This window comes from Synechococcus sp. N19, assembly GCF_900474045.1.
Classification (GTDB): Bacteria; Cyanobacteriota; Cyanobacteriia; order PCC-6307; family Cyanobiaceae; genus Parasynechococcus.
Genome location: NZ_UCNR01000009.1, coordinates 50,070 through 71,231, shown reverse-complemented (window position 1 = coordinate 71,231; position 21,162 = coordinate 50,070). Strand labels below are relative to the sequence as shown.

The following is a 21,162-nucleotide window of genomic DNA, read 5'->3' as shown; positions in this document are numbered from 1 at the left end:
GAAGGCACCACTGCCACGTCTTGGGAGATGAAAGCCAGCGGGTTCCCTCGCCCGCGTCTCCTTCAAGCTTCAACTTCAGTCTTTTCGTTAGCCATCCCAGGAGCCTTTGTGGAGGTTTCCTAAGGTGGATCGGCGTTGTGATGGCAAGCGTTCGCGACGTTGGCGAAGGCAGCCATGACCATGATCGCGATGATCACGGTGCCACCGAAGAAGGCAATGTTCGGATGACGGTTCACGAGAGGAAGGCCTTTGCGTCTGGGGTCCCTATCGGCTCAACTCAGACTCTGGGAACGATGTGAGTCACAAGTCAGCGTTAACCCAGTTGATGACGCCAGTGTCCACGTCTGCCACCTGAAACAGGGTGGGGACCTTGGGGTTTCTGGCGCCACCATCCACCCAGATCACGTCAGCCATCCGCCAGTCGCTGCCGTCATCAATGATCACCGTCATGCCTGCCCTGACGTGCAAAAAGACAGGATCCGCTTTGTGTGCTGCAACACCGCTCACATGATCAACCGACATACTATCTACGCAAGTACGCCTGCACTAATTCTGCTAGTACGACGGGGTCAAGTCACCCGTAATAAGCGCGGACTGACCTCCCACTGAAGAAGAGAAGCCAGTGCAATACCGACGCCCCAATGGCAAGGGTTTGAAGCCACTGGATGGAGGTCTTTTAGGTCTCCAAAGACAACATCGCCCCTGTCGTGGGCTGGCCCTGTTCCGATGAGGCGATGGCAGCGGCCAAATGATCCGCGTCAACGTTCCGACGAGTTCAAGGGGGAGGGGGTTAGTAAGGCTGCAGACGCTGTCCCCCGCCTGTCAGGTGAAGTTCAACTGGATGCACTGGTTGTTTGTTCGACCTAAAAAGAAGGGAGTTGATCGACGAATCCATGCCAATCGCAAATCAGAAATGCGCGTGTGAGCCCTGCGGCTGCGTTGTTTCCCCTCAAAAAGCCGTCGAGAGAGAAGGAAAAATTTATTGCTCCCAATCATGTGCTGATGGTCATGCCGATGATGACCAATGTTGCTCTAGTTGTGATTGCTGCTGATTAGTCGCAGCAGCCGCCTTGTTGCAGGGGGACCACTGTTACCCCGCTGACGACATTTGCATCCATAAGCACCCGTACTTGAACGCCGCCACTGGCGTCTTCAGCCAATTCCACAGCGAGCCCAACCAATTCGTCTCCGTTGGCTTTCGTGTAGTTCAGAAGCTCAACGCGTTGAAGTTCTTTTGGAGTGGACACAGGTAACAAAGCGATGTTGAGAGTTTTCTAACGCTGAACTGACTCCCCGACCGGAAAGAAAGGGAGTCAGCTTCTGATCAGCGCCCAATGGCATTGCCTAACCATTGGGTGGAAGTGCCCAGCAAAGGAACCTCCGAAGAAACGATCGCCTCTGCCATTGCTGTAGTGCCGTCCTTATGTGGCGACAGCGGCGACCAAATGAGTCGCTGAAAGGTTTCGGAAACTGAAATCGCTGATCTGACTCCCCCCGTTCAGAAGAGGAGTCAGGCCGTTGCTTGCTGTGTCGGCGTGAAACGAACGCTGACACTCAGCGCCCAATGGTTCCTACAAAAACCATGGGATAGAGGTCTTGGGGACTCCGAAGACAAGATCGCCCCTGTCGTGGGCTGTGCTCCTTTCAGATGAGGTGTTGGCAGCGATCAAATGAGCGGCAACTACTGCTGCATTTGCTGCATCTGCTGCTGACGCTTGGTCAGTGACGCGGTGAGCTTGGCGTTGGCGGCACCAAAGGCAGCATCGAGGCCATCCTCATCAGTCCATTGACCGTAGTGCTTCATGTGGGTGCGCACGTCGTGGCCCATTGATGCGGCGAGCTGTCTGAGAGGTATGCCGGCCAATGCTCCTCGGTAGGCGTAGCCATGCCGAAGGCTGTAGGGGGAGAGCCCAGGATTGGCCTTCACCAGCGCAGCCCAATAGGGATGGCGATCGAGGTATTGCCGGAAGGTGTGCCCGCAGGTTTTGAAGTCTTGAGCGTTCAGGATGCCGACTGGCAGCTTGACCAGCCCACTGCTGAGCTGATCCATGGCCAGAACCATCACGCGTTTGAGCGAAATACGGTACGCCGTCAAATTCGTGCCGCTACAGCAGCGAAAGAAATGGGTGTTTCAGTCACTCCTCAGAACACCAGAGCAACGCTTCAGCAGCTTCAGCGTGCATTGCTGACAGGTGACGAAGAAAAAGGCACCAAAGGTGGCGAGAAGGCTCGGTTTAAGCCCAAGGAGTATTTGATTGACGGGTTGATCGCCAAGCGGTCTCTCACTAGCATCGCTGCGTTCAACAAGGTTGGGAAAACGAAGCTGGCAGCAGAGCTGGTGGCTTCGCTGATCTTCCAGCAACCCTTCATGGGCAACCCCGACTGGAGTCCGGCACCAGCACCGCAAGGCGGCCACAAGTTCATTCTCTGGTGGGTGGATCAACCTGGCGCTGACTCCTCGGGCTACCTCCAAGCCAGGGGTTTGATGGAGGCAGATGGAACCCTCCATCCGCAGATCGTTGCTCTCTACACAGAGGAGGACGACTTGGCTTGGGATAACCAGGGCATGGACCGCTTGATTCAGGACACTTCAAACAACCCTGGCGCGATCCTGATCACCGACTCTTTCTTTGCCTGCACCCAAAGGGTCCATGGCAATGACCAGGAACCTGAGGCTGGCGGTGCTTTGATTGATATCCAAACGCTCCTCAGTCAGAGCGAGACAACTCATATCTGCCTGTTCCACTCCTCCAAGGAAACAGGCCTGCTGGGCATCCAGGCGATTCGTGGTCATTCCTCTGCTGGTGGTGCTGTGTCCGGTGCGATCTCCATGCACTTCCTAGAGAAGAAGGATTCGCAGACCGGCAAGTGGGGTGCAGACAAGGACAACCCTCACCGCCGCATGGTGTTTGAGGGCCGTGGTCCATACGTTGACCTTCTGATTCGCGGAGACTGGGAGCGCGGCACCTTCTAGGTGCTCGGCAACTATCAGAAGCAACTCGGTGAGCTGACCGCAGATGAATGCAAGGCATCAACGATTGATGGCCTGACTGATGGGCAGCGAGAGACGTTGGAGAGGGTGGGAACTGCCGAAGGCCTTTGGAAAGAAGCGCATGGTGTCAGTGCTGCCCAGGCGGCTAACGCAATGACTCATCCCAGGCAGGCCAGCAGGTCAGTACTGGAGACAACGAGGAAGCGGCTTGATGCTTTGGCGAAAGCTGGGCTGCTGAGTAAGTCCAGGCATGGACCAAGCAACAGATACAGCTAACGGTCCGAAAGTGGCTGATCGGGTTGGATCTCAGTCAGTTACTGGGATCTTGTGGCTGGGTCCAACCGTTGGTGCCAACAATCAAACTCCTGTCCAGAACAGGGGTTCAACCAGATCAACTGTTTTCAGTGACTCCCCTTATAGGGGTTGAGAAGACACTTAGGGACCTATGTGTGTAGGACCTGCATACTTTCAGGGTCCTCACCGCGTGTCGGCGTGTGGGTTAAGTCGGGCCTCGCCTAAAAATTAGCGTCAAATTAGTGAGAACTAATTTTGTGTTGTAGTGATAAGTGCCGTGTGAGTTTGCGATGTCCTGCCGAGGGTGTTGGCTAGACGCTGAGGGTTAATGCTGCTAGGTTCAAAATGTCTAAGGAGACATCCCCGTCAAGGCGGGTCCGAGGACATTCGCACTAACCCGAACACCCCGTGCCGTCCTACAGGCGGATTGATTTCTAATGCGCAAACAACTTGGTTCCAATGGTCTCGGTGCAACCGATAGCCATTCTGCTCGCACTTTTTCGCCTACTCGCTTGAGCGGCATCCTGCTTATCCCTTGTCTTGCACTGTCTGCAATCGTGCTGCACCAGAGCGAGGGTCAAGCTCAATCCTTCCTGCAACGCCGCATTCAAGAGCGAATGCAAGAACGACGATTGCAAGAAGAAGCGAAGCTGACTGAAAGTCAAAAGCAGCAGCTCTTCCAAGTGAGGCGCGAATGGTTGCTCAGTAGCCATGACCAGAGGCTTGCTTTGCTCCAGTCAACACAGGCATGCCTAAAGGATGCTCAGACTTTTCAAGACGGTAAGGAGTGCAGGTCAAAGCGACGTCAAGCTGGGCGAAAGCTACTTCAAGAAGGTCGCCAAATCGTTAATGCCGAGCGTCAGCGTTTAGGTCTTTCGCCTTTGCCTACTGACCTGACATTTTCATTCTGATGGGAGGCAATCCTCTCTCTGATGGGATTGGTACAGGCGAGAGCCAACTGGATTGGACCCCATGGTCCGTCACAGAGGATGTCGCTCTTGACGGGACTTGTTCAAAGCGAAAGCGGGCTTTTTTCAAATCAGCCTTGCCACGCCTTTTGACATTTCTAGAAAGATCCGCTCGTCATGCTCATCCCAAGCCAGCGCCATGGCACATCACCACTGGCGTTTGTACTGCGGATGAGGTCGTTGACCATGTGATGGAGATGAACTGGTCTGGTTGGTGGTTCCGCCATATGTGCCGAGCCGCCGACATCCTCAAGCTTCCTTGTCCTGATCAGCGTTTCATGGATGATCAACGTCCTTGGAACACTTGGGGGCAAGCTATTGACCTCAAGCTGGAGCACCAAAATGCTCGGCCAGATGCGGATGGTGAGGAGCTGATTTCACGAGATTGGGAGTTGCCGCCCTTTTTTCTTGGAAATCGCTTCCCTCGTAAAAAAGAGAATGTCTTCGAATGCAGCATTCCCCTTCCAGAGGAATCAGATGCTCTCGCGCAGCTTGCTGAACAAGCCAGCCAGTGCGACTCACCAGAGGACTTGGAGATTCCTGCTGTCTTGCAGAAGTACTTCTGAAGGCAAATAGGTCGGACTAATCACCAGAGGGTTGAGGCTCAGAAGTAAACGCACTCAAAGTCTCCTTAGCTGGCTTCGTGGGCCCAACCCATCTCCTTCTGCGAAGTCGGCGCTGACTCGTAGGCAAAAAGAAACCCCCGCCGAAGGCAGGGGCTTCAAAACGTCTCTCGGGAGTGTGACCTTGTTTCCACCCCGTGAGGCGTTTTTCCTCACAAAACAAGCATCTCTAGCCAACTGGCACTGTGACAGTCGTGGGTGGACGGCTTGTCGCTTGTCCTTAGCCAGTTTCTTGAGCTCAGCCCATCTCCATGACTCTTCCTCAGTGGCTGGTTTCATGCCTCTTTCAGTAGCTAAAGGGGCCTCTTCCCATTTCCATACAAGGTGACCTGCCGAGTGAAGCAGATCACCCGAGACCCCCTCTCTCGTTGCCGAGGTCTCACTTTTATTCAACCGTCAATCATTCTCCTCGCGTGTCTCCTGCGTCACATTAATGAATCGCGGCTACATCAACTGGCTGGAGACGCTGCCCTGCAATCGCAAGCCGCAGAAGGTGAACGCGTGGATGAGCGAATGGGCGCCACTGCCTGAACACGTTGATCTGCCCCGCTACGAGGAGATCCAACAGGAGTGGAATCAGCGTGATTGCCACGTCGGCGTGATGTCTCGCCTGTGGCGTTGGGTCAGTAGCCAATAAGGACTCATACGCCGATTCTCTGTAGCTCTCGCTACGGGCTTATAAGACTTTCATGGAAGAAATCCTTGATCCCAAAGGTCTCCGAAAAATGGTGTGCGAAAGCACGGGCGATTCCCTATCAAGGAGACCTGCGACACTTCCTCTTACGGCTGAGTGAGTTATCGCGGCAGCACGGGAGAGCGACCCGTTAGCTGGCAGACAATCCAGTCCCAGTACACGGCAAGCGTGATGGGGCTGGCTTTCTGCGCTTAACCCCGTCTTCCAATAACGGGAAAGATTCAGTGCATTGCACTTGATTGCACAACGCCTGGTCAGCGTTATGGAGCGGTCCGCATCGCTCGGGGCGAACAAGTTTCTCCTCGCGGTTCCGTAGTCCCGCATCTTTGATTCGGTAACGGCTGTTGGAAGTCAGCCCCGCCGATAGAGGGGGCTGCCTTCACGCAATTAGCCCGCCTCAGGAGCCCAGACCTCAGACGCTCGGAACTATATCGTTCACGAGGTCAGCATTGACCCAGTTGATGACGCCAGTCCTACGTCCGCCACCTGGAACGATATGGCTACTTAAGGGTTCTGAGGTGCGTCTCCGTAGACGATTTGAGCCACCACCAGGACCAAGCCAACGACGGGCAGAACGAATGGAACCATTCCCATTTAAACCACTACATGTTTCTTAGGGGGCTTGGGTGCGAGTGGATCGCACTGGCACATGCCACTTTTTGAAAGTTCATTTGGAGGCTTCGGATAGGTACTTCACATCGTGGCGATGCATCTCTCGTGCACTCAGCCATCCCGCCTCAGGAGCCCAGCCCATCTCCTTATGCCACGTTGGCGTCTGAGTCGCTGGGTCAGACGCTAAACAACAAGGAGGCAGGTCCCTCAGCCTCACCTCCCATGCTTGACGCATTGAAGGCACCACAGCCTTCTCTTCAAAACTGGCGGGTCAGGTGCCGATTTGTAACCACTTGAACGTCAAATAGGCATTAAGCCTCATTGAGCTCATTAAGAGCTGGTTGAAGAATTGGCTTGACGCGCGCACCACTGTCACGTCTTTGGAGATGAAGAGCGCGGGTTCCCTCGCCCGCGTCTCCCTCAAACTTCAACCTCAGTCTTTTCGTCAGCCTTCCGAGGAGCCTCTGTTGAGGTTTGCTCGGCTGTCTCTGCATTGTGATGGCAAGCGTTGGCGACGTTGGAGAACGCAGCCATGACCATGATCGCGATGATCACGGTGCCACCGAAGAAGGCAATGTTCGGATGACGGTTCACGAGAGGCAGACCTAAGAGTCTGCGGACCCTATCGGCTCAATTCAGACTCTGGGGACTGTGTGGGTCACGAGGTCAGCATTGACCCAGTTGATGACGCCGGTGTCCACGTCTGCCACCTGAAACAGCGTGGGGACCTTTGGGTTTCTGGCACCGCCATCCACCCAGATCACGTCAGCCAGCCGCCATTCGCTGCCGTCATCAACGATCACCGTCATGCCTGCCCTGACATGCAGAAAGACAGGATCCGACTTGTGTGCTGCAACACCGCACAAATAGTGAGCTGACTAGGTCACTAGAGCGTTCTTTTTATGTATTGGTAGATATGTGCAGTGGGTTTGAAATTGATTGTATTTTTAGACTTATGTCCTTAATTTATGGCATACGAATCCAAGAGGTGAGGATGACTCTCGGATCCGCAGCCGTGGACTTGCTCAGCCACTCGACTTGACACTTATAAGCTACTGACAAAGGGGATGTGACTGTAGTCACGATTTAAAGACGAATAAATACGACTGCTGACATAGGTCATCAGTCGTATGTGCTGTCTTGAGGAGACCAAAACTCAAAGACACTCTTTTTTAAGGTTTTTTTTGGCAAATTCAAGTCTTGAAAGCTGTGCTGTGTTGAGATTCAGACTCGTCGCGTTACTTGCTCCCTAAGTGGTTGGGCTCATCTGCAAGAGCTCCATTGGTTTTCCCCTTCCATCTCCAGTCCATTCACTACTGCTGTTGCTGCGCCTGCTGCTGAAGCTTTGTAAGTGATTCCGGCTGTGAGACCAGTACCCCTTCCCACTGCGCCACTCGGGCCTCCAAGGTCGTTTCGTCAATCCACTGGGCGTAGTGCTTGATGTGGGTCTTGGCGTCGTGCCCCATCAGGTTTGCTGCGGTGAAGACGTCCATCCCCTCTCCGCACTTGTGGGCGCGGAACGCGTAGCCGTGTCTCAATCCGTTGGCGGTCAGGCCCTTGGTTTCCTTGTGGAGCGACTTCCAGACGTGGTTGCCCTCAGCATTTTTAAAGCGGGTGAGTTGCTGTGTGAACTCATCGCCGATTGGCTTCATTGCGCCGATGACCTTTCCCTCGGCATCCACGCACTTCGCGATTTGAGTTCGGATCGCCTGCGGCAGCTTGACGAGACCGCTCTCAAACAGGCGCAGATATCGCATGCCATGTCCCTCTCTTCCCTTGATGTCCAGGGGAAGAACACGCCTGCGGGGTTTTACCGAGCCCGACTTCATCGTCCGGAGATTCCTTTTGGCTCCGCCCCCGACGTAGAGGCATCCGTCCTCAACGGTCAGTAGGCCTAGTTCTGCTTGCCTTAGGCCAAAGAGTCCGATGAGCCCTACTGCAAGCTCAAGCTCTTTCGCCCCAGCATCTTTCAGTTCGTCCAGCAACCTGGCGAGCTGCTCCGGCTTCAAAGGGATCGTCGCCCCTTTGTCCCCGTAGTCGGCATGTCCGACGAGCTCGGTTTTGTCTTCCCCGTCCAAAGGAGCCCAGCGATCTGGGGCGCCATGACGCTTGATGGCATGCCGCAGTAACGCGGCCAAGTCATTCAGATGGGTCACGCGACCTGATCCACCAGCAGCGCAATCTTTGAAGTGCTGCTTGGCGTAGGCACGCATCAGGCTCGCCCCGTCCTTTGGCTTTGGTCGGCTATGGAGTGTTTCCAGGGCCAAGGTCACATGACGCGCTTTCTGCTTGTAGGTCGTCGCCCGCCGGTCACCCATGGAGCTGAGGAACGTCTCGGCAACGGCGTCCCAATCCACCGCCTCACTGCCAAGCACCAGGGAAAGCTTCTTCTCGTCGTCATCCAGCCGTTGAGGGAACAACGTCTGGCAGGCCTCCCCGATGGGAACGCTGGGGTCTTTCTCCATGAAGTGAAGGATCTTCGTGACTGCCTGCTGAATCGCCGAGGCGTTGGATACCCCCCAGGTGACTGGGATGGTTCCGGTCTGCCGTGATCCGTCTTCAAATCGGATGGTGAGCTGAGTGCTGCCACGCATCTCTCGCAGGCTCAGTCCACTCCCGTGCTCGCGCTTGATCTGCGAACGGAGCTCTACGTCCCAAGTCTTTTTCTTCGGCATTGCGGAGGGGTTATTCGCTGAACACCTGCATCAGTTGCAGGGGGTCAATGGGTTGCGCGCATTTCTGCGCGCAGAAGTGGGATAGCAGGCTGTAGCTAGCTGTCTCACGGTCTTTGATCTTGCCCGCAAAAGCTACCTTGGACTGGGAAGTTTGCCCATATTCTCTAGAGACTCAGAACTCTTGACCTGCTGGATGGTATGCAGGGGGTCAAGAGTTCGAGTCTCCTTGGCTCCATTCAACAGAAGCCCAGCCTTTGGTTGGGTTTTTTGTTGCCAATGCGCGGCGATGATCCCGCTCGATGCCCCGTGTTGGTGCAAAAAGATGAAGTGGTGCAAGCTCTGGGCGCCCACCTAGCCAAAGGAGCTGGGCTGGGCATCTGAGGTTGGGTGAGGGCAGGATGGATGGATGGGCAAGACATCCAAGAAGTCAAAGAATGCGAAGAAGGCGAAGCAGACCTGCTCTGTCCTGCTTTTGCATAAGACGACCATCAAGCGGATCCGACAACGCTTTGGTCTGAGCAAATACCAAATGCTGTGGATCACCTTCGGCAAAGGTCTGCTGATCGGCTACGTCCTGGCATTCCTGGCTCATCGCTGAATGGACTCCACCCAGAAGCTCGTGGAGAAACTGGTTGAGAGGCGGATGCGGGTCACTGGAGAGTCGCAGGCAGTAGCCACTGCCAACGTGATGGCAGCTTTCAGGAAGCTGAGGAAAGACAAGGAGTAGCCAGACCCGCTTAAAGCTTTGGGCTCCAGAAGCGAGCTCGATCGGGCTGCACCTTGGCGGCATAAGAAAGCCGGGTGCTGTCTCCAATCGCAACCCGGCTGACGCATTCACCTTGATGAAGCTGGTCTTAGCCCGTCCAGTAGAACCTCAGTTATGGCTCAACTGTTCAGCTCGATACATGAGCTGACTGGCGCATTGACTCAGGGCCCCGGCGGCACCGTGGGCTGGCTGATCAAAAACCGCGGCCGTCGCGCTCCCGCATTTCGAGGCGGAGTTGCTGGTAGCGAAGCAAGGCCCGCTCCTCATCCAACTGAGGAAACAACAAACGGGCCTCCTCCAGGCTCGGCGGCTCCAAGAGCCAGTCATCAGAGCGATCCGGGGCCACTTGCTCAGGCTTGCGTTCCCACAGCTGACGTCCTGGTGCGACCCAGCCAAACCAGCGACGAAAACGATCGAACAGCTCGAGTGGTTGCACCTGATCACCCTAAGGAGATCACGAATCCAATCGTTGGGACTCCTGCATGGCGTACGCCTCCGCGCGATCAGAAACAACAGACTCGTTCTGTGGCATCAGGCTCTGCGGCTTCCGCTGCCTGGGATCCTCCCCATTGCGCCAGGGGGTGAACATTAGGAAATTTCCGGCCACCAGCCCTGCCGTCACGATCACTGCGGCAATCTGCTCGAGCTGTTCGATCTCCATCCCTGCATTGTCTCGCGTTCTCCCAGCAGGGTTGTCCGCTGCATCGTCGAGGGCTTGGGATTCAGCTCGCTCTGCAGTTCCAGGCAAAGGGCCGCTCCCAGCATCACCGTGATCACCCCAAGCCCCTCACTCAGCTTGAGTTGCCTTTTGGGCTTGCGAAAAATACAGCGGGTCATGCCAAGCCCTTGCTTCTCAGCCTGGTTTAACGCGTGTTTTCAGTTCAAATTGAAGCGTTGGCCACGAGAACGCTGGGAAAACGCTGAGACAACCGCTCTCAATCCTCTTTTGGGTTCTCCAGGTCGCGGCGGATCAGGGCCAGCAAGTAGGAGGGCGATTTGTAGCGGGTGGGCAGGCAGCGGTTCAGCGTTTCGAGATGCCCCCAGCAGACGGTTCGTTCAATGTCTTGAACGGTTTTTCCCTGCTGGAGGAGACGCCGCAGCGCCTTGCAATACATCGGATAGCCCGCCTCTAATTCACCGATGGTGAGTTTCGCCTGAGGCATAGGACCACTGAAGCCAATTCCAACCTATGCCCCCGCGGGCCAGGCTCAGCTGCCGAGCCAGGCGACGCAGTCGATTTCCACCCGTGCTCCCTTGGGGAGGGCTGCCACCTGAACGCAAGCGCGGGCTGGGCTGACCCCCTCGCCGAACACCTCGGCGTAGATGCCATTTACGGTTGCGAAATCGCCCAGGTCTGCCAGGAACACCGTGGTGCGCACCACCTGAGCCGGGGTGGCGCCAGCTTCTTTCAGCACAGCACAGAGGTTTTTCAGCACCTGATGTGTTTCCGCCGCCACATCACCGTTCCCCACCATCTCGCCGGTGGCTGGATCCAATGGAATCTGCCCGGAGCAATAGAGCCACTCGCCGGCCAGCACTGCTTGGTTGTAAGGCCCAACCGGTGCAGGGGCGTCTTGAGTGGTGATGGCCTTGGCGCTCATGGGTTGGTTCTCAACAGCAGTCGCCACGATCATCGCCGTTGGTGATCCCCTGCTTCGCCATCGCTCATGCCGGCCGCCACTGGTCCTTGTGCTGGCGCAGCTCGGCCAACTCCGCGGCTGAACCGGCCTGCATGAACAGGTTGGTGCGGCGTTCCATGCCGATGCTGCTGGGCAGGCTGAGCTCTCCTTGGGCACGGAGCCAACGCACCTCCCCGTAGCGCTCAGCCAGAACTGCGTCGCTGGGGCGTTGCTCCACGGCCCATTGCAGGTTGGCCTCGGTGTACTCGTGAGCACAACAAACCCTTGTGGCCTCGGGCAGTTCCGCCAGCTTCTGCAGGGCCTGATGCATCTGTTCAGCGCTGCCTTCAAACAGTCGGCCACAGCCCCCGCTGAACAGGGTGTCTCCGCAGAACAACAGGGGCTCTATCTGGCCGCCCTCCGGGTTCGGGATGAAAAAGGCGATGTGGGCCCGGGTGTGGGCCGCCACATCCAGCACCTCCACCGCGTGACCAAGAACAGTGATCAGGTCCCCATCCCGCACCGGCATCGTCTGAAACGGAATCCGCTCCCGGTCCTCAGCGGCGGCAATCACCGCAGCCGCGGGCCAGCGTTTCAGCAACTCCGGTGTGCCGCCGATGTGGTCGGCGTGGTGATGGGTCTGCAGCACGGCGGCCAGGCTCAACTGCCGTTCTTCCAGCCACTCCCGCACCGGCGGTGCCACGGCGGGGTCGATCACCACGGCCTCCGCACCCCTCACCCAGATCCAGATCACGTTGTCCTGCAGCACCGGCAGGGCATGAAGTGAGGAATGCATCGTTAAAGTCCTGCCTGGTTAACCGGTCAGCGCTGGACCCATGATCACCGTCGCGTTGGCCAAAGGAGCGCTGCTCAAAGACTCGGTGGCCCGCTTTGCGGCGGCTGGTCTTGATTTCTCCGCTGTCCTGGACAAGAACAACCGCCAGTTGATGGTGCCCACCCCTTGCGGGCGCGCCCGGGCCCTGCTGGTTCGCAACGGCGATGTGCCCACCTACGTGGCCTACGGCCAGGCTCAGCTGGGGGTGGTGGGTTACGACGTGCTCAAAGAGCATCAACTCCCCGTTGCTCAACTGGTGGACCTGGGCTTTGGCGGCTGCCGCATGGCTGTGGCGGTTCAGGAGAGCAGTGGTTACACCCGGGCCGCTGATCTGCCCGCCCACTGCCGCGTCGCCAGCAAATTCACCCACTGCGCCCGGGAATATTTCGATGCCCTCGACCTTCCCGTTGAGTTGGTTCACCTCAATGGCTCCGTGGAGCTGGGGCCAATCACCGGTATGTCAGAAGCGATTGTCGACCTGGTGGCCACCGGTCGCACCCTGCGGGAGAATGGCCTGATCGCCATCGAAGACCTGTTCCACTCAACAGCTCGACTGGTGGGGCACCCCCTGTCGGTTCGCCTCGATCACGGCCCCTTGGCCTACATAGTTGATGCGATCCGCGCAGCAACACCCGTCGGGAGCTCCAGCTGATGGGGGCCGTCGCCGACTGGCGCCGGGTCCGTCGTCTCGGTCGTTATCTCGTGCGGGATCGCCGGCGGCTGCTGGTGGCCCTGCTGTTGCTGCTGCCTTTGGCCTTTGCCGGAGCATTGCAGCCCGTTCTGCTGGGGCAGGCCGTCAGCGTCCTGCGCGGAGAGCCCAGTCTTCCCTTCCTTTCGGGGTTGAGCCTCTCTGCCTCGATCCGCGTGATCATCGGGCTCTACTTCGTTTCCGTGCTGCTGCGGCTCGGCCTGCAGGGGGTGCAGCAATTCAGCATCCTGGCCGTCGGACAACGGCTCACCGCGCGCATCCGCGACGATCTGTTTGAACATGCGTTGTCGCTGTCCCTGCGGTTTCACGACCGCATGCCGGTGGGCAAGTTGCTCACACGGCTCACCAGCGATGTAGATGCCCTTGCCGAGGTGTTCGGCAGTGGTGCCGTGGGGGTGCTCAATGATCTGGTGAGCCTGCTGGTGCTGGCCTCAACGATGTTGTTCATCGAGTGGAGGCTGGGGCTGCTGCTGTTGTTCACGCAGGTGCCCGTCACCCTGGCCGTGCTTTGGCTGCAGCGCCGTTACCGCAAGGCCAATTACCGCGTGCGCGAGGAGCTCTCCCAGCTCAATGCCGATTTCCAGGAGAACCTCCAGGGCCTCGAGGTGGTTCAGATGTATGGCCGTGAAACGGTCAACAGCGCCCGCTTCCTGCGCACTGGCATGCACTACCGGAGAGCTGTAAACGGAACGATCTTTTTCGACAGCAGCATCTCAGCCTTCCTGGAATGGGTGGCTCTGGCTGCGATTGCCCTGGTTCTCGCCCTTGGCGGCTTGATGGTGACCAATGGCGCCATGGGTCTGGGCACCCTCACCACCTTCATCCTTGCCTCCCAGCGTCTGTTCGATCCGCTGCGTCAGCTGGCGGAGCGTTTCACCCAGATCCAGGGTGGGCTGACAGCGGTCGAACGCATCGGCGAGTTGATGGAGGAGCCCCTCGAGATCGCTGAGGCGAAGGGCGTTCTCCCCCATGTGAGTGGTGGTGGCGGTGAGGTGATCTTTGAGAACGTGAGCTTTGCCTATCGGCCGGACGATCCGATCCTTCGCAATCTCTCCTTCCGCATCGCCCCCGGAGAACATGTCGCCCTGGTGGGCCCCACTGGGTCGGGCAAAAGCACGATCATCCGCCTGCTCTGCCGCCTGTACGAACCCCAGCAGGGACGCATCCTTCTCGATGGACGGGACATCCGCACGATCCCGATGGCGGATCTCCGGCGTGAGTTGGGTGTCGTGCTTCAAGACACGTTCCTGTTCAGCGGCAATGTGGCCGACAACCTTCGGCTCAATGCATCGGTGAGCGATCGAGAGCTGGCTCAGGTCTGCGCTGAGCTTGGTCTCAACGAGCTGCTGGCCAAGCTCCCCAACGGGCTGGAGACGGAGCTGCGCGAGCGGGGCGGCAACCTCTCTTCAGGCGAGCGCCAACTGCTGGCGGTGGCCCGGGTGGCGATCCGCAAGCCAACGGTGTTGGTGATGGATGAAGCCACCGCCTTCATGGATCCTTCAACGGAGGCAACGCTGCAGGCTGATCTTGATCGGCTTCTGCAAAAGCGCACCGCCATCGTCATTGCCCATCGCCTGGCCACGGTGGAAGCCTCGGACCGCATTCTTGTGCTGCGCCGCGGTGAACTGATCGAGCAGGGAACCCATCGCGAGCTAAGGGCCCGTGGCGGGCTCTACGCCCAGCTGGCTGATCTGCAGGAGCGGGGGTTGGCGCGTCTGTGATCGCTCCTCTTCCCATGCCTGCTCATCCTCTGTTGGAGCAGTACGGCCAGGGAGCGCGTCTCTGCCCCTGCGCCAATGACCAGATCACCTTGGTGTTCAGCCAGGAGTACCCCTTCGATCTGGTGGAACTCGAGCAGTTGCTGGAAGCGGTGGGCTGGAGCCGCCGGCCGATTCGCCGGGTGCGCAAAGCCCTCAGCCACAGCCTGCTCAAAGTTGGCCTCTGGCGGCACGACCCACGGGTGCCCCGTCTGGTGGGATTTGCGCGCTGCACCGGGGATGGTGTTTTCGAAGCCACCGTCTGGGACGTGGCCGTGCATCCCCTGTACCAGGGCAATGGTCTGGGCAAGCAGATGATGGCTTACATCCTCGAGGCCCTTGATCAGATGGGAACCGAGCGGGTCAGCCTGTTCGCCGATCCGGGCGTCGTCAGCTTCTATGAGGGCCAGGGCTGGGATCTCGAGCCCCAGGGCCATCGCTGTGCCTTCTGGTACGCCAACTGATCGGATCCTTCAGCGCCGGTAGAGCCGCAACAGCTGCTCCGTTGATCGCCCCTGCCGCCACAGCCAGCGCAGTCGGGCATTGCGCCAGGCCTGCATCAGCACGCTTCGCTTCTGCCAGCGCTCTGCGCTGGTGAGCAGGGCATAGTTCAGAGTACGGAGGGGAGCGACCTGGCTCAGGCGTTCCACCAGGTCCAGGTCTTCCATCAGCGCCAAGGGCCGGTAGCCGCCCACGCGCTCATACAGCTGGCGCTGAATCAACAGGCCCTGATCGCCGTAAGGGCGTTGCAGCCAACGGCTGCGCAGGTTCACCAACCGCTCCAGCAGCCACAGCATCGGCCGCCCATGCGCCTCCACCTTGAAGTCGAAGCACCAGGCGCTGAGTTGGCCCTCCGGGCTGCTCAGAATCTGCTCCACCTTGTGGTGCCAGGTGTCTGGCAAGCGGCTGTCGGCGTGCAGCACCAGCACCCAGGCATGGGAGCTGTGGCCAACGCCCCAGCGCAGCTGTGGACCCCGCCCGGCGGTGCGGCTGTCGAGCACGGTGGCGCCGGCCAGCTGAGCCACCGCCCGGGTGTGATCCCTGCTGCCGCCATCCGAGACGATCACCTCCAACTCCCCAGGCCATCGCTGCAGATCCGCCAGCAGCAGCGGCAGCCTGCTGGCTTCATCCAGGGTTGGAATCACAACGCTCAGCCCTGCCATGGCATCAGATCGCTCCAGTGATCCAGATCATTTCGTTGGGCCACGAGGGCCGATGAGAGCTGCCGCCTGCGCGCCGCCTCCAGCGTTGCCTCCAGCACCCTGGGGCCGCCCCAGGGAATGCCGATCAGCGGCCAGTGCTGCGGGCTGCGGATCAGGGATGCGCCGATACCCAGCAGCCAGTAGCCCCCATCGGAGGCTGGCCCCAGCACCAGGTCATGCTGCTCCAATTGCTCAACGGCCTGCCTCAAATCATCGGGATTGAGTTCGGGCAGATCCGTGCCGACCACGAGGCAGGGCCTGTTGTGGCGATGGCCGTGCATCAATTGCCGTCGCAATCGGGTGCCGAGTTGCCCCCTCCCCTGCAGCCGCACCTGCCTCAGCCCCAGCTGTTGCCCCCAGCGATCGGCCGCACGGGTGCCGAGTCCGCTCACCGCCAGCACCGGCTCGATCTCCATGGTGCACGCGAGGCTCCGCACCACCGCTGCGGTGTGCTGCGTGAGCCGCCGTTGGATCCTTGTGGCGCGTTCGCTGCTGTCGGCCAAGCCCAGCTCATGGTTGAGATCGCGGCTCAAGCGGCGTTTGCATCGGCCCGGTGATGGCCAGCGGGCCATTACAACGATCTTCACCATCTCAATTGTTGCGGGGCAGTTCCCGCGGGCGCACCTGCACGATCAGCTCCCTTCCGTTGCGTTGAAGGGTGAGCTGCATCGGTTCCCCCACCTGGCCGCGGTCCACGGCGAGTTGCACTTCGGGGGGGGTTTGAACGGGGTTGTCTTCCACCTTGAGGATCAGATCGCACTGGCGGATGCCGGCCGCAGCGGCCGGAGTGCCTTTCACCACCTCCTTCACCAACACGCCATTCAGCTCGGGCACCGTGCAGGCGCTGTTGGTGGCGTTGATTTCCCGCGCCAGCTGCGGCGTGAGGTTCATCAGCTGCACGCCGATGAAGGGATGGGATGCCTGGCCGGTGCGTACGATCTGTTGCGCGATCCGCTTGGCCAGGTTGATCGGAACCGCAAAACTCAAGCCGCCACCTGGGGCTGTGCGGATCGCTGTGTTGATGCCGATCACCTGACCGGCGGCATTGATCAACGGGCCGCCGCTGTTGCCGGGGTTCACCGCTGCATCGGTCTGGATGTAGGGAACCCGCTGGCCGTCACCGATCGCATTCAGGCGGCCGACGGCGCTGATGATGCCGGCCGTCACGGTGTTGTTCAGGCCGAAGGGATTGCCGATGGCAATGGCCCATTCCCCCGGCTTGAGCTGGTCGGAGTTGCCCAGGGCCGCCACCGGCAGGTTGTCGGCCACCACTTTCACCACCGCCACGTCGGTGAGGGGGTCGGTGCCGAGAACCTTGCCCTTGAAATTGCGTCCGTCCGGCAGGGTTACCGCCACCTGATCGGCACCACGCACCACGTGCTCATTGGTGAAGATCAGGCCGCTGGCCCGGGTGATGAAGCCGGAGCCCTGGCCCTGCTGCCGCTGGCTGGAGGGACCCATCCCAAAAATCCCTCCGAAGGGGTTGGAGATCTCCTTCACCACATCGATGCTCACCACCGCCGGACCGACGCGATCCACCGCCTTCACGATCACGTTGTCCCCCGGTTGCAGAGGCGCGCTGCGGGGCTGATCGTGCACCACCGGTGGCGCCGTCATCGGTGGCTTGGGGGTCAGACCCAGCTGGTCTCTCACCAGGCTGCAACCGGAGAGTGCGCTCCCGGCCAGGGCGATGGCGAGCCAATGCTGGGCGTTGGGCATCACGACGAGATGTGTGCTGATGCATTTAAGACGGCCTGAGCGGATCGGCATGCGTAGATTCAGCGCTCGGGCGATGGGTGGTTTTGGCGCAGACGGGCGAAGAGCTCTGGATCAAGGTGCGGGATGGGTTGCAGGCGAAGCTGAGCAAGCCCACCTTCGAGACCTTCATTCGCCCCACGGGTTGCAGCGGCTTTGCCAATGGAGAGCTGAAGCTTCTGGCCCCGAATCCCTTTGCCAGCGTTCGTTTGCGGGAGCAGCTGCTGCCCACGATCGCCGAGATGGCCAGCAGCATCAGCGGTCAGCCCGTCCAGGTGACGGTGCTGGCGGAAACCGCCTTGCCGCTGCCGGATGCCAACGATGAGGCCTCAGCCGCTACAGATGCGGCGCCGCCTCCAGCGGCCCAGGAGTCGGCATCGGCTCCAGCGCGGAACGGCTCCCCACGCCGCTACCTGCCCGGGCTCAATCCCCGCTACGTGTTCGGTCGTTTTGTGGTCGGCCCCAACAGCCGGATGGCCCATGCGGCGGCTTTGGCTGTGGCCGAAGCACCGGGCCGGGAGTTCAACCCCCTGTTCATTTGCGGCGGTGTGGGCCTGGGCAAAACCCACCTGATGCAAGCGATTGGTCATTACCGGCTGGAAATCGACCCCGGGGCTCGGGTGGCCTATGTCTCCACCGAAACCTTCACCAATGACCTGATCCAGGCCATCCGCAAGGACGGCATGCAGGCCTTCCGCGATCGCTACCGCGCCGCCGATCTGATCCTGGTGGACGACATTCAATTCATCGAGGGCAAGGAGTACACCCAGGAGGAGTTCTTCCACACCTTCAATGCCCTGCATGAGGCAGGCCGTCAGGTGGTGATCGCCAGTGATCGTCCCCCCAGCCAGATTCCACGGTTGCAGCAGCGCCTGATCTCCCGGTTCCAGATGGGCCTGATCGCAGACATTCAGTCGCCTGACCTGGAGACACGCATGGCGATTCTTCAGAAGAAAGCGGAGCAGGAGCGCATGTCGCTGCCCCGTGATCTGATCCAGTACATCGCCGGTCGCTTCACCTCGAACATCCGCGAGTTGGAAGGGGCCCTGACCCGGGCTGTGGCCTTCGCCTCCATCACGGGGCTGCCGATGACGGTGGAATCCGTGGCACCGATGCTCGACCCCACGGGGCAGGGGGTGGAGGTCACGCCGCAACAGGTGATCGACAAGGTGTCTGAGGTGTTTGATGTCACGGCCGAGGAGATGTGCAGCAGCACCCGTCGCCGCGCCGTAAGCCAGGCCCGTCAGGTGGGGATGTACCTCATGCGCCAGGGCACCGACCTCAGCCTGCCGAGGATCGGCGACAACTTCGGCGGAAAAGACCACACCACGGTGATGTACGCGATCGAGCAGGTGGAGAAAAAACTGGCCTCCGACCCCCAGCTCGCTGGTCAGGTGCAGAAGGTGAAGGATTTGCTGCAGATCGATTCCCGCAAGAAGCGCTGATCAGCGGCAGGCTTTCTTGTCACCTTTCCAGCCCGGCATGTCCTGTGCAGCGGCTGAGCACACCAGCTGGCGGGCTGCTGCGAGTGCCGGCTCCAGGCGCCTGGAACTGAAGGGGGGCAGGGGCCGGCTGCGCAGCCAGGCACCCCAACGAAACTCGTGATACGGGATTAGGGGCTGAGGCTTGATCCACCCCTCCTGCTTCAGCTTCCACACGAGGCTCCTGTAGGGATCGTCGTCCAGTCCCAGAAGGCTCGTGGGCAGCTGCTCGGCCGGGCGCGGGCCGTTGCCTCGTCCGTCGTAGAGGTAGAGCCAGCCCTGGTTGTGCAGATGGGCCAGCACAGCGCTTCGGTCGGCGGTTGGCAGCTCCTCCACCACGTAACCCCAGGTGGTGGCCCCTGGATCAATGCCGATAAGGCCTCGCAGGCGGTGGTGCCGGTCCAGCATCCACATGGCGCCATCGGCAGATCGGATCAAAGGGACCGGTTTGCCGCGCAGGTAGTCAAGACGCTGCTGACGGGTGTCCTGGGCGAAATCCTTCTCGCGCGACCAAATCTCCGCCAGTCCCACACACCACTGGGTCGGCTGCAGCTGCGCCGCTGATACTTCAATCAGATCGGTCCCCCGATCGGGGGCGGGGATCGGTTGATAAGCGGGCAGCCGCAGGGGCACGACTCAGCGTTGGCGCCCCCGCACTATGACCCAATTAGGAAGGGTCGGGGATCCTGATCAAAGCGATCCCTCACCGGCAAGGGCTTGGCCTGCTCAGGGCCATCCAGCTGGGCGGTGGCTTCAAGGGCTTGACGCAGCAGTCGAGCGGCCGGGAGCGGCATATCCCTTGGCACCGAAATGCGATCGCGCAGATAGCGCAGCCCGGCGGCACTCCCCGCTGGAGGCGGGCAGGGGGTGTCGCGAACCAACCGGGTGAGGGCACAGCGCAGGGGCTGGTCAAAGGCTGCAGCACCCATGGGGTTCACCTCGCGCAGCCGTTGCTGGTGACGCAGCACCCGGCTCAGGGCGATGACGGCCTGATCGGCTTCATGGTCCGCATCCCAGCAGGCTTCGTCCTCGCCGAGGCCATCACCTCGGTCGATCCGTTCGGCCAGGCGCTTTGCTTCCGCTCCATCGTCGGGCCAGCAGCCGCCCATCTGGGGAGGCAGGTCATGGGCATGGGTGTGAAAGTCGCTTTGGGTGCCGCGGTAGGTCTCCAGTTGCTCCAGGGCACGGAACCAGCGGTCAATGGCCGGATGCTCAGCCCTCAGCCGGTATCCCTTGTAGTAAGCCAGCGAGGCATTCATCCGTTCCACGTAGGGAACGAAGATCAGATCCACGGTCTGCGGCTCCGGGCCCCGCAGCCATGGGCCTTCGTCCCGGTTCAGCTCCCGTTCGAAGCGCCGGGCGATGTCTTGAAACTGCTCTCGGGCCAGAACCTGTTGCCTCGGACGCAGCCGTGGTGAACACAGCCAGATGCACCAGGCTTGAAACAGCAGCCGTTCAAGACGGCGCAGCTCCAGAGCTTCTGGCGCTGTCATTGCCATGCCCAGAGGGCCGAACTGCTGTTCGAGGGCCAGCAGGATGTCGTCGCTTTCGGTGATCAGCCGCCCGTTGAGCTCCAGGGCCGGCAACATCCCTGAAGGCACTTTTTCCAGGAACCACGGCTCCTTCGGGCCGTAGCAACGCATGGTGACTTTGCGGATCCGGTAGGGGATGCGCTTGAACTCCAGCCAGAGCCAGATTTTTTGGCAGTAGGGGCACCAGGCGTGGTGGTCGCGGTACAGCGTGACCATCACGTTGGATTCAGGCTGTCCGAACAGGCGCAATGTGGCCTGGGCACTGGTCGGCCCTTCAATCCGATTCGGTTCCGGCATCGCCAGGCTGGCCAGGTCCGACCAGTTCAGGGGTTCAGCTGATTCCGATGAAAGGGGCATGCAGGATCGGCGCAAGCGTTGCCCGTCCATAGGACTGCCAGTCGCCCAGTTCGTGCATCAGCGCCAGACAGTCCTGCTGGCGGCCCTGATCAGCCAACTGCTTCAGCCGCAGTTTCATGTCATCGCTGGTGATCATCATCACGATCTCGCGGCGTTGCGATCGTTTGAGGCGCAGCTCAGGTTCAGGCGGCTGCCTGCGGCGCTTGGAAGAACGGTTCATGGTTTAAGGACGCGGTTGAAATACGACCGACTCGTCTTGGGCCTTTATGACCCCCTTCCCCGGACCATAAC

Annotated in this window: 25 protein-coding genes and 1 pseudogene; 10 read left to right on the top strand and 16 right to left on the bottom strand. The window is 59.8% G+C overall.

Going from position 1 to position 21,162, the window contains the following annotated elements:
* Window positions 1-277: 277 nt before the first annotated feature.
* Window positions 278-522: pseudogene (locus DXY02_RS13190) on the bottom strand (DUF3104 domain-containing protein).
* A 371-nt stretch (window positions 523-893) separates the two neighbouring features.
* On the opposite strand from DXY02_RS13190, the gene DXY02_RS05395 reads away from it, so the two are divergent.
* Window positions 894-1,052 (top strand): metallothionein, encoded by a 159-nt coding sequence (locus DXY02_RS05395; RefSeq protein WP_114988628.1) that lies wholly within the window; start codon window positions 894-896, stop codon window positions 1,050-1,052.
* A 629-nt stretch (window positions 1,053-1,681) separates the two neighbouring features.
* Here the strand turns inward: DXY02_RS05395 and DXY02_RS12440 are convergent.
* The gene (locus DXY02_RS12440) at window positions 1,682-2,095 is read right to left on the bottom strand and encodes a hypothetical protein (RefSeq protein WP_170951487.1); all 414 of its coding nucleotides are present in this window, start codon (window positions 2,093-2,095) and stop codon (window positions 1,682-1,684) included.
* Between the two features lie 27 nt (window positions 2,096-2,122).
* On the opposite strand from DXY02_RS12440, the gene DXY02_RS05385 reads away from it, so the two are divergent.
* The 4 genes from DXY02_RS05385 (at window position 2,123) to DXY02_RS05365 (ending at window position 5,514) form a co-directional block, all read left to right on the top strand.
* Window positions 2,123-2,974, top strand: a complete 852-nt coding sequence (locus DXY02_RS05385; RefSeq protein WP_170951486.1) for an AAA family ATPase — start codon at window positions 2,123-2,125, stop codon at window positions 2,972-2,974.
* 749 nt (window positions 2,975-3,723) lie between these two features.
* Entirely contained in the window at window positions 3,724-4,197 is a 474-nt protein-coding gene (locus tag DXY02_RS12130; protein ID WP_137024412.1) for a hypothetical protein, read from the top strand.
* Window positions 4,197-4,820, top strand: a complete 624-nt coding sequence (locus DXY02_RS05370) for a hypothetical protein (RefSeq protein ID WP_206749628.1) — start codon at window positions 4,197-4,199, stop codon at window positions 4,818-4,820. Before DXY02_RS12130 ends, DXY02_RS05370 begins: the two co-directional genes overlap by 1 nt.
* Window positions 4,821-5,310: 490 nt before the next feature.
* Window positions 5,311-5,514, top strand: a complete 204-nt coding sequence (locus DXY02_RS05365) for a hypothetical protein (RefSeq protein ID WP_114988367.1) — start codon at window positions 5,311-5,313, stop codon at window positions 5,512-5,514.
* 1,089 nt (window positions 5,515-6,603) lie between these two features.
* On the opposite strand, the gene DXY02_RS12435 is transcribed toward DXY02_RS05365, so the two are convergent.
* The 3 genes from DXY02_RS12435 to DXY02_RS05350 all read right to left on the bottom strand — a co-directional run bounded on the left by DXY02_RS12435 (window position 6,604) and on the right by DXY02_RS05350 (window position 8,603).
* Window positions 6,604-6,777, bottom strand: a complete 174-nt coding sequence (locus DXY02_RS12435) for a hypothetical protein (RefSeq protein ID WP_170951485.1) — start codon at window positions 6,775-6,777, stop codon at window positions 6,604-6,606.
* 41 nt (window positions 6,778-6,818) lie between these two features.
* Window positions 6,819-7,049 carry a DUF3104 domain-containing protein gene (locus tag DXY02_RS05355; protein WP_244276162.1) on the bottom strand — a complete coding sequence of 77 codons (231 nt, stop codon included), beginning with the start codon at window positions 7,047-7,049 and terminating at the stop codon, window positions 6,819-6,821.
* A 447-nt stretch (window positions 7,050-7,496) separates the two neighbouring features.
* A complete protein-coding gene (locus DXY02_RS05350; RefSeq protein WP_206749627.1) occupies window positions 7,497-8,603 on the bottom strand; it encodes a site-specific integrase in 1,107 nt (368 codons plus the stop codon).
* Window positions 8,604-9,264: 661 nt separating this feature from the next.
* Here DXY02_RS05350 and DXY02_RS05340 point away from each other — a divergent pair.
* Window positions 9,265-9,456: a hypothetical protein gene (locus DXY02_RS05340; protein ID WP_114988364.1), complete on the top strand. Its 192-nt coding sequence runs from the start codon at window positions 9,265-9,267 to the stop codon at window positions 9,454-9,456.
* Window positions 9,457-9,817: 361 nt separating this feature from the next.
* On the opposite strand, the gene DXY02_RS05335 is transcribed toward DXY02_RS05340, so the two are convergent.
* The 5 genes from DXY02_RS05335 to gloB form a co-directional block, all read right to left on the bottom strand.
* Window positions 9,818-10,060, bottom strand: coding sequence for a hypothetical protein (locus tag DXY02_RS05335; RefSeq protein WP_114988363.1), 243 nt, complete (start codon window positions 10,058-10,060; stop codon window positions 9,818-9,820).
* 18 nt (window positions 10,061-10,078) lie between these two features.
* Window positions 10,079-10,285, bottom strand: a complete 207-nt coding sequence (locus DXY02_RS05330) for a hypothetical protein (protein WP_114988362.1) — start codon at window positions 10,283-10,285, stop codon at window positions 10,079-10,081.
* A gap of 274 nt (window positions 10,286-10,559) precedes the next feature.
* A complete protein-coding gene (locus DXY02_RS05325) occupies window positions 10,560-10,787 on the bottom strand; it encodes a DUF3136 domain-containing protein (RefSeq protein ID WP_006850228.1) in 228 nt (75 codons plus the stop codon).
* A gap of 45 nt (window positions 10,788-10,832) precedes the next feature.
* Window positions 10,833-11,258 (bottom strand): RidA family protein, encoded by a 426-nt coding sequence (locus tag DXY02_RS05320; RefSeq protein WP_244276161.1) that lies wholly within the window; start codon window positions 11,256-11,258, stop codon window positions 10,833-10,835.
* Between the two features lie 31 nt (window positions 11,259-11,289).
* The gene (gloB, locus tag DXY02_RS05315) at window positions 11,290-12,039 is read right to left on the bottom strand and encodes a hydroxyacylglutathione hydrolase (RefSeq protein ID WP_114988361.1); all 750 of its coding nucleotides are present in this window, start codon (window positions 12,037-12,039) and stop codon (window positions 11,290-11,292) included.
* Window positions 12,040-12,079: 40 nt separating this feature from the next.
* Between gloB and hisG the strand changes: the two genes are divergently transcribed.
* From hisG to DXY02_RS05300, 3 genes are read left to right on the top strand one after another with little or no spacing between them, the layout of a single operon-like run.
* A complete protein-coding gene (gene hisG / locus DXY02_RS05310; RefSeq protein ID WP_114988360.1) occupies window positions 12,080-12,730 on the top strand; it encodes an ATP phosphoribosyltransferase in 651 nt (216 codons plus the stop codon).
* Window positions 12,730-14,508 carry an ABC transporter ATP-binding protein gene (locus tag DXY02_RS05305; protein ID WP_114988359.1) on the top strand — a complete coding sequence of 593 codons (1,779 nt, stop codon included), beginning with the start codon at window positions 12,730-12,732 and terminating at the stop codon, window positions 14,506-14,508. Before hisG ends, DXY02_RS05305 begins: the two co-directional genes overlap by 1 nt.
* A 14-nt stretch (window positions 14,509-14,522) precedes the next feature.
* Window positions 14,523-15,008, top strand: a complete 486-nt coding sequence (locus DXY02_RS05300) for a GNAT family N-acetyltransferase (protein ID WP_114988625.1) — start codon at window positions 14,523-14,525, stop codon at window positions 15,006-15,008.
* A 9-nt stretch (window positions 15,009-15,017) separates the two neighbouring features.
* Here the strand turns inward: DXY02_RS05300 and DXY02_RS05295 are convergent, their stop codons facing one another.
* From DXY02_RS05295 to DXY02_RS05285, 3 genes are read right to left on the bottom strand one after another with little or no spacing between them, the layout of a single operon-like run.
* Window positions 15,018-15,707, bottom strand: coding sequence for a TIGR04283 family arsenosugar biosynthesis glycosyltransferase (locus tag DXY02_RS05295; RefSeq protein ID WP_114988358.1), 690 nt, complete (start codon window positions 15,705-15,707; stop codon window positions 15,018-15,020).
* Window positions 15,695-16,336 carry a TIGR04282 family arsenosugar biosynthesis glycosyltransferase gene (locus DXY02_RS05290; RefSeq protein WP_114988357.1) on the bottom strand — a complete coding sequence of 214 codons (642 nt, stop codon included), beginning with the start codon at window positions 16,334-16,336 and terminating at the stop codon, window positions 15,695-15,697. Before DXY02_RS05290 ends, DXY02_RS05295 begins: the two co-directional genes overlap by 13 nt.
* Before the next feature lies 1 nt (window position 16,337).
* A complete protein-coding gene (locus DXY02_RS05285; RefSeq protein ID WP_244276189.1) occupies window positions 16,338-17,465 on the bottom strand; it encodes a trypsin-like peptidase domain-containing protein in 1,128 nt (375 codons plus the stop codon).
* Window positions 17,466-17,548: 83 nt separating this feature from the next.
* Here DXY02_RS05285 and dnaA point away from each other — a divergent pair, with 83 nt between their 5' ends.
* Window positions 17,549-18,946, top strand: a complete 1,398-nt coding sequence (gene dnaA / locus DXY02_RS05280) for a chromosomal replication initiator protein DnaA (protein ID WP_114988624.1) — start codon at window positions 17,549-17,551, stop codon at window positions 18,944-18,946.
* Here the strand turns inward: dnaA and DXY02_RS05275 are convergent, their stop codons facing one another.
* From DXY02_RS05275 to DXY02_RS05265, 3 genes are read right to left on the bottom strand one after another with little or no spacing between them, the layout of a single operon-like run.
* A complete protein-coding gene (locus DXY02_RS05275) occupies window positions 18,947-19,615 on the bottom strand; it encodes a ParB-like protein (RefSeq protein ID WP_114988355.1) in 669 nt (222 codons plus the stop codon).
* A gap of 23 nt (window positions 19,616-19,638) precedes the next feature.
* Window positions 19,639-20,871, bottom strand: a complete 1,233-nt coding sequence (locus DXY02_RS05270; RefSeq protein ID WP_114988354.1) for a glutathione S-transferase family protein — start codon at window positions 20,869-20,871, stop codon at window positions 19,639-19,641.
* Complete coding sequence (locus DXY02_RS05265) at window positions 20,846-21,091, bottom strand: hypothetical protein (protein WP_041434546.1); 246 nt, start codon at window positions 21,089-21,091, stop codon at window positions 20,846-20,848. Before DXY02_RS05265 ends, DXY02_RS05270 begins: the two co-directional genes overlap by 26 nt.
* Window positions 21,092-21,162 lie beyond the last annotated feature (71 nt).

Excerpts from the sequence above, each read along its gene's own strand:
- DXY02_RS05320 (WP_244276161.1), bottom strand. The coding sequence starts at position 11,258 with ATGATCGTGGCGACTGCTGTTGAGAACCAACCCATGAGCGCCAAGGCC.
- DXY02_RS05385 (WP_170951486.1), top strand. The coding sequence starts at position 2,123 with ATGGGTGTTTCAGTCACTCCTCAGAACACCAGAGCAACGCTTCAGCAG.
- DXY02_RS05270 (WP_114988354.1), bottom strand. The coding sequence starts at position 20,871 with ATGCCCCTTTCATCGGAATCAGCTGAACCCCTGAACTGGTCGGACCTG.
- DXY02_RS05290 (WP_114988357.1), bottom strand. The coding sequence starts at position 16,336 with ATGGTGAAGATCGTTGTAATGGCCCGCTGGCCATCACCGGGCCGATGC.
- DXY02_RS05300 (WP_114988625.1), top strand. The coding sequence starts at position 14,523 with ATGCCTGCTCATCCTCTGTTGGAGCAGTACGGCCAGGGAGCGCGTCTC.
- gloB (WP_114988361.1), bottom strand. The coding sequence starts at position 12,039 with ATGCATTCCTCACTTCATGCCCTGCCGGTGCTGCAGGACAACGTGATC.
- DXY02_RS05265 (WP_041434546.1), bottom strand. The coding sequence starts at position 21,091 with ATGAACCGTTCTTCCAAGCGCCGCAGGCAGCCGCCTGAACCTGAGCTG.
- DXY02_RS05285 (WP_244276189.1), bottom strand. The coding sequence starts at position 17,465 with ATGCCCAACGCCCAGCATTGGCTCGCCATCGCCCTGGCCGGGAGCGCA.
- DXY02_RS05305 (WP_114988359.1), top strand. The coding sequence starts at position 12,730 with ATGGGGGCCGTCGCCGACTGGCGCCGGGTCCGTCGTCTCGGTCGTTAT.
- DXY02_RS05295 (WP_114988358.1), bottom strand. The coding sequence starts at position 15,707 with ATGGCAGGGCTGAGCGTTGTGATTCCAACCCTGGATGAAGCCAGCAGG.
- DXY02_RS05325 (WP_006850228.1), bottom strand. The coding sequence starts at position 10,787 with ATGCCTCAGGCGAAACTCACCATCGGTGAATTAGAGGCGGGCTATCCG.
- DXY02_RS12130 (WP_137024412.1), top strand. The coding sequence starts at position 3,724 with ATGCGCAAACAACTTGGTTCCAATGGTCTCGGTGCAACCGATAGCCAT.
- DXY02_RS05340 (WP_114988364.1), top strand. The coding sequence starts at position 9,265 with ATGGGCAAGACATCCAAGAAGTCAAAGAATGCGAAGAAGGCGAAGCAG.
- DXY02_RS05370 (WP_206749628.1), top strand. The coding sequence starts at position 4,197 with ATGGGAGGCAATCCTCTCTCTGATGGGATTGGTACAGGCGAGAGCCAA.
- DXY02_RS05395 (WP_114988628.1), top strand. The coding sequence starts at position 894 with ATGCCAATCGCAAATCAGAAATGCGCGTGTGAGCCCTGCGGCTGCGTT.
- hisG (WP_114988360.1), top strand. The coding sequence starts at position 12,080 with ATGATCACCGTCGCGTTGGCCAAAGGAGCGCTGCTCAAAGACTCGGTG.
- DXY02_RS05330 (WP_114988362.1), bottom strand. The coding sequence starts at position 10,285 with ATGGAGATCGAACAGCTCGAGCAGATTGCCGCAGTGATCGTGACGGCA.
- DXY02_RS05365 (WP_114988367.1), top strand. The coding sequence starts at position 5,311 with ATGAATCGCGGCTACATCAACTGGCTGGAGACGCTGCCCTGCAATCGC.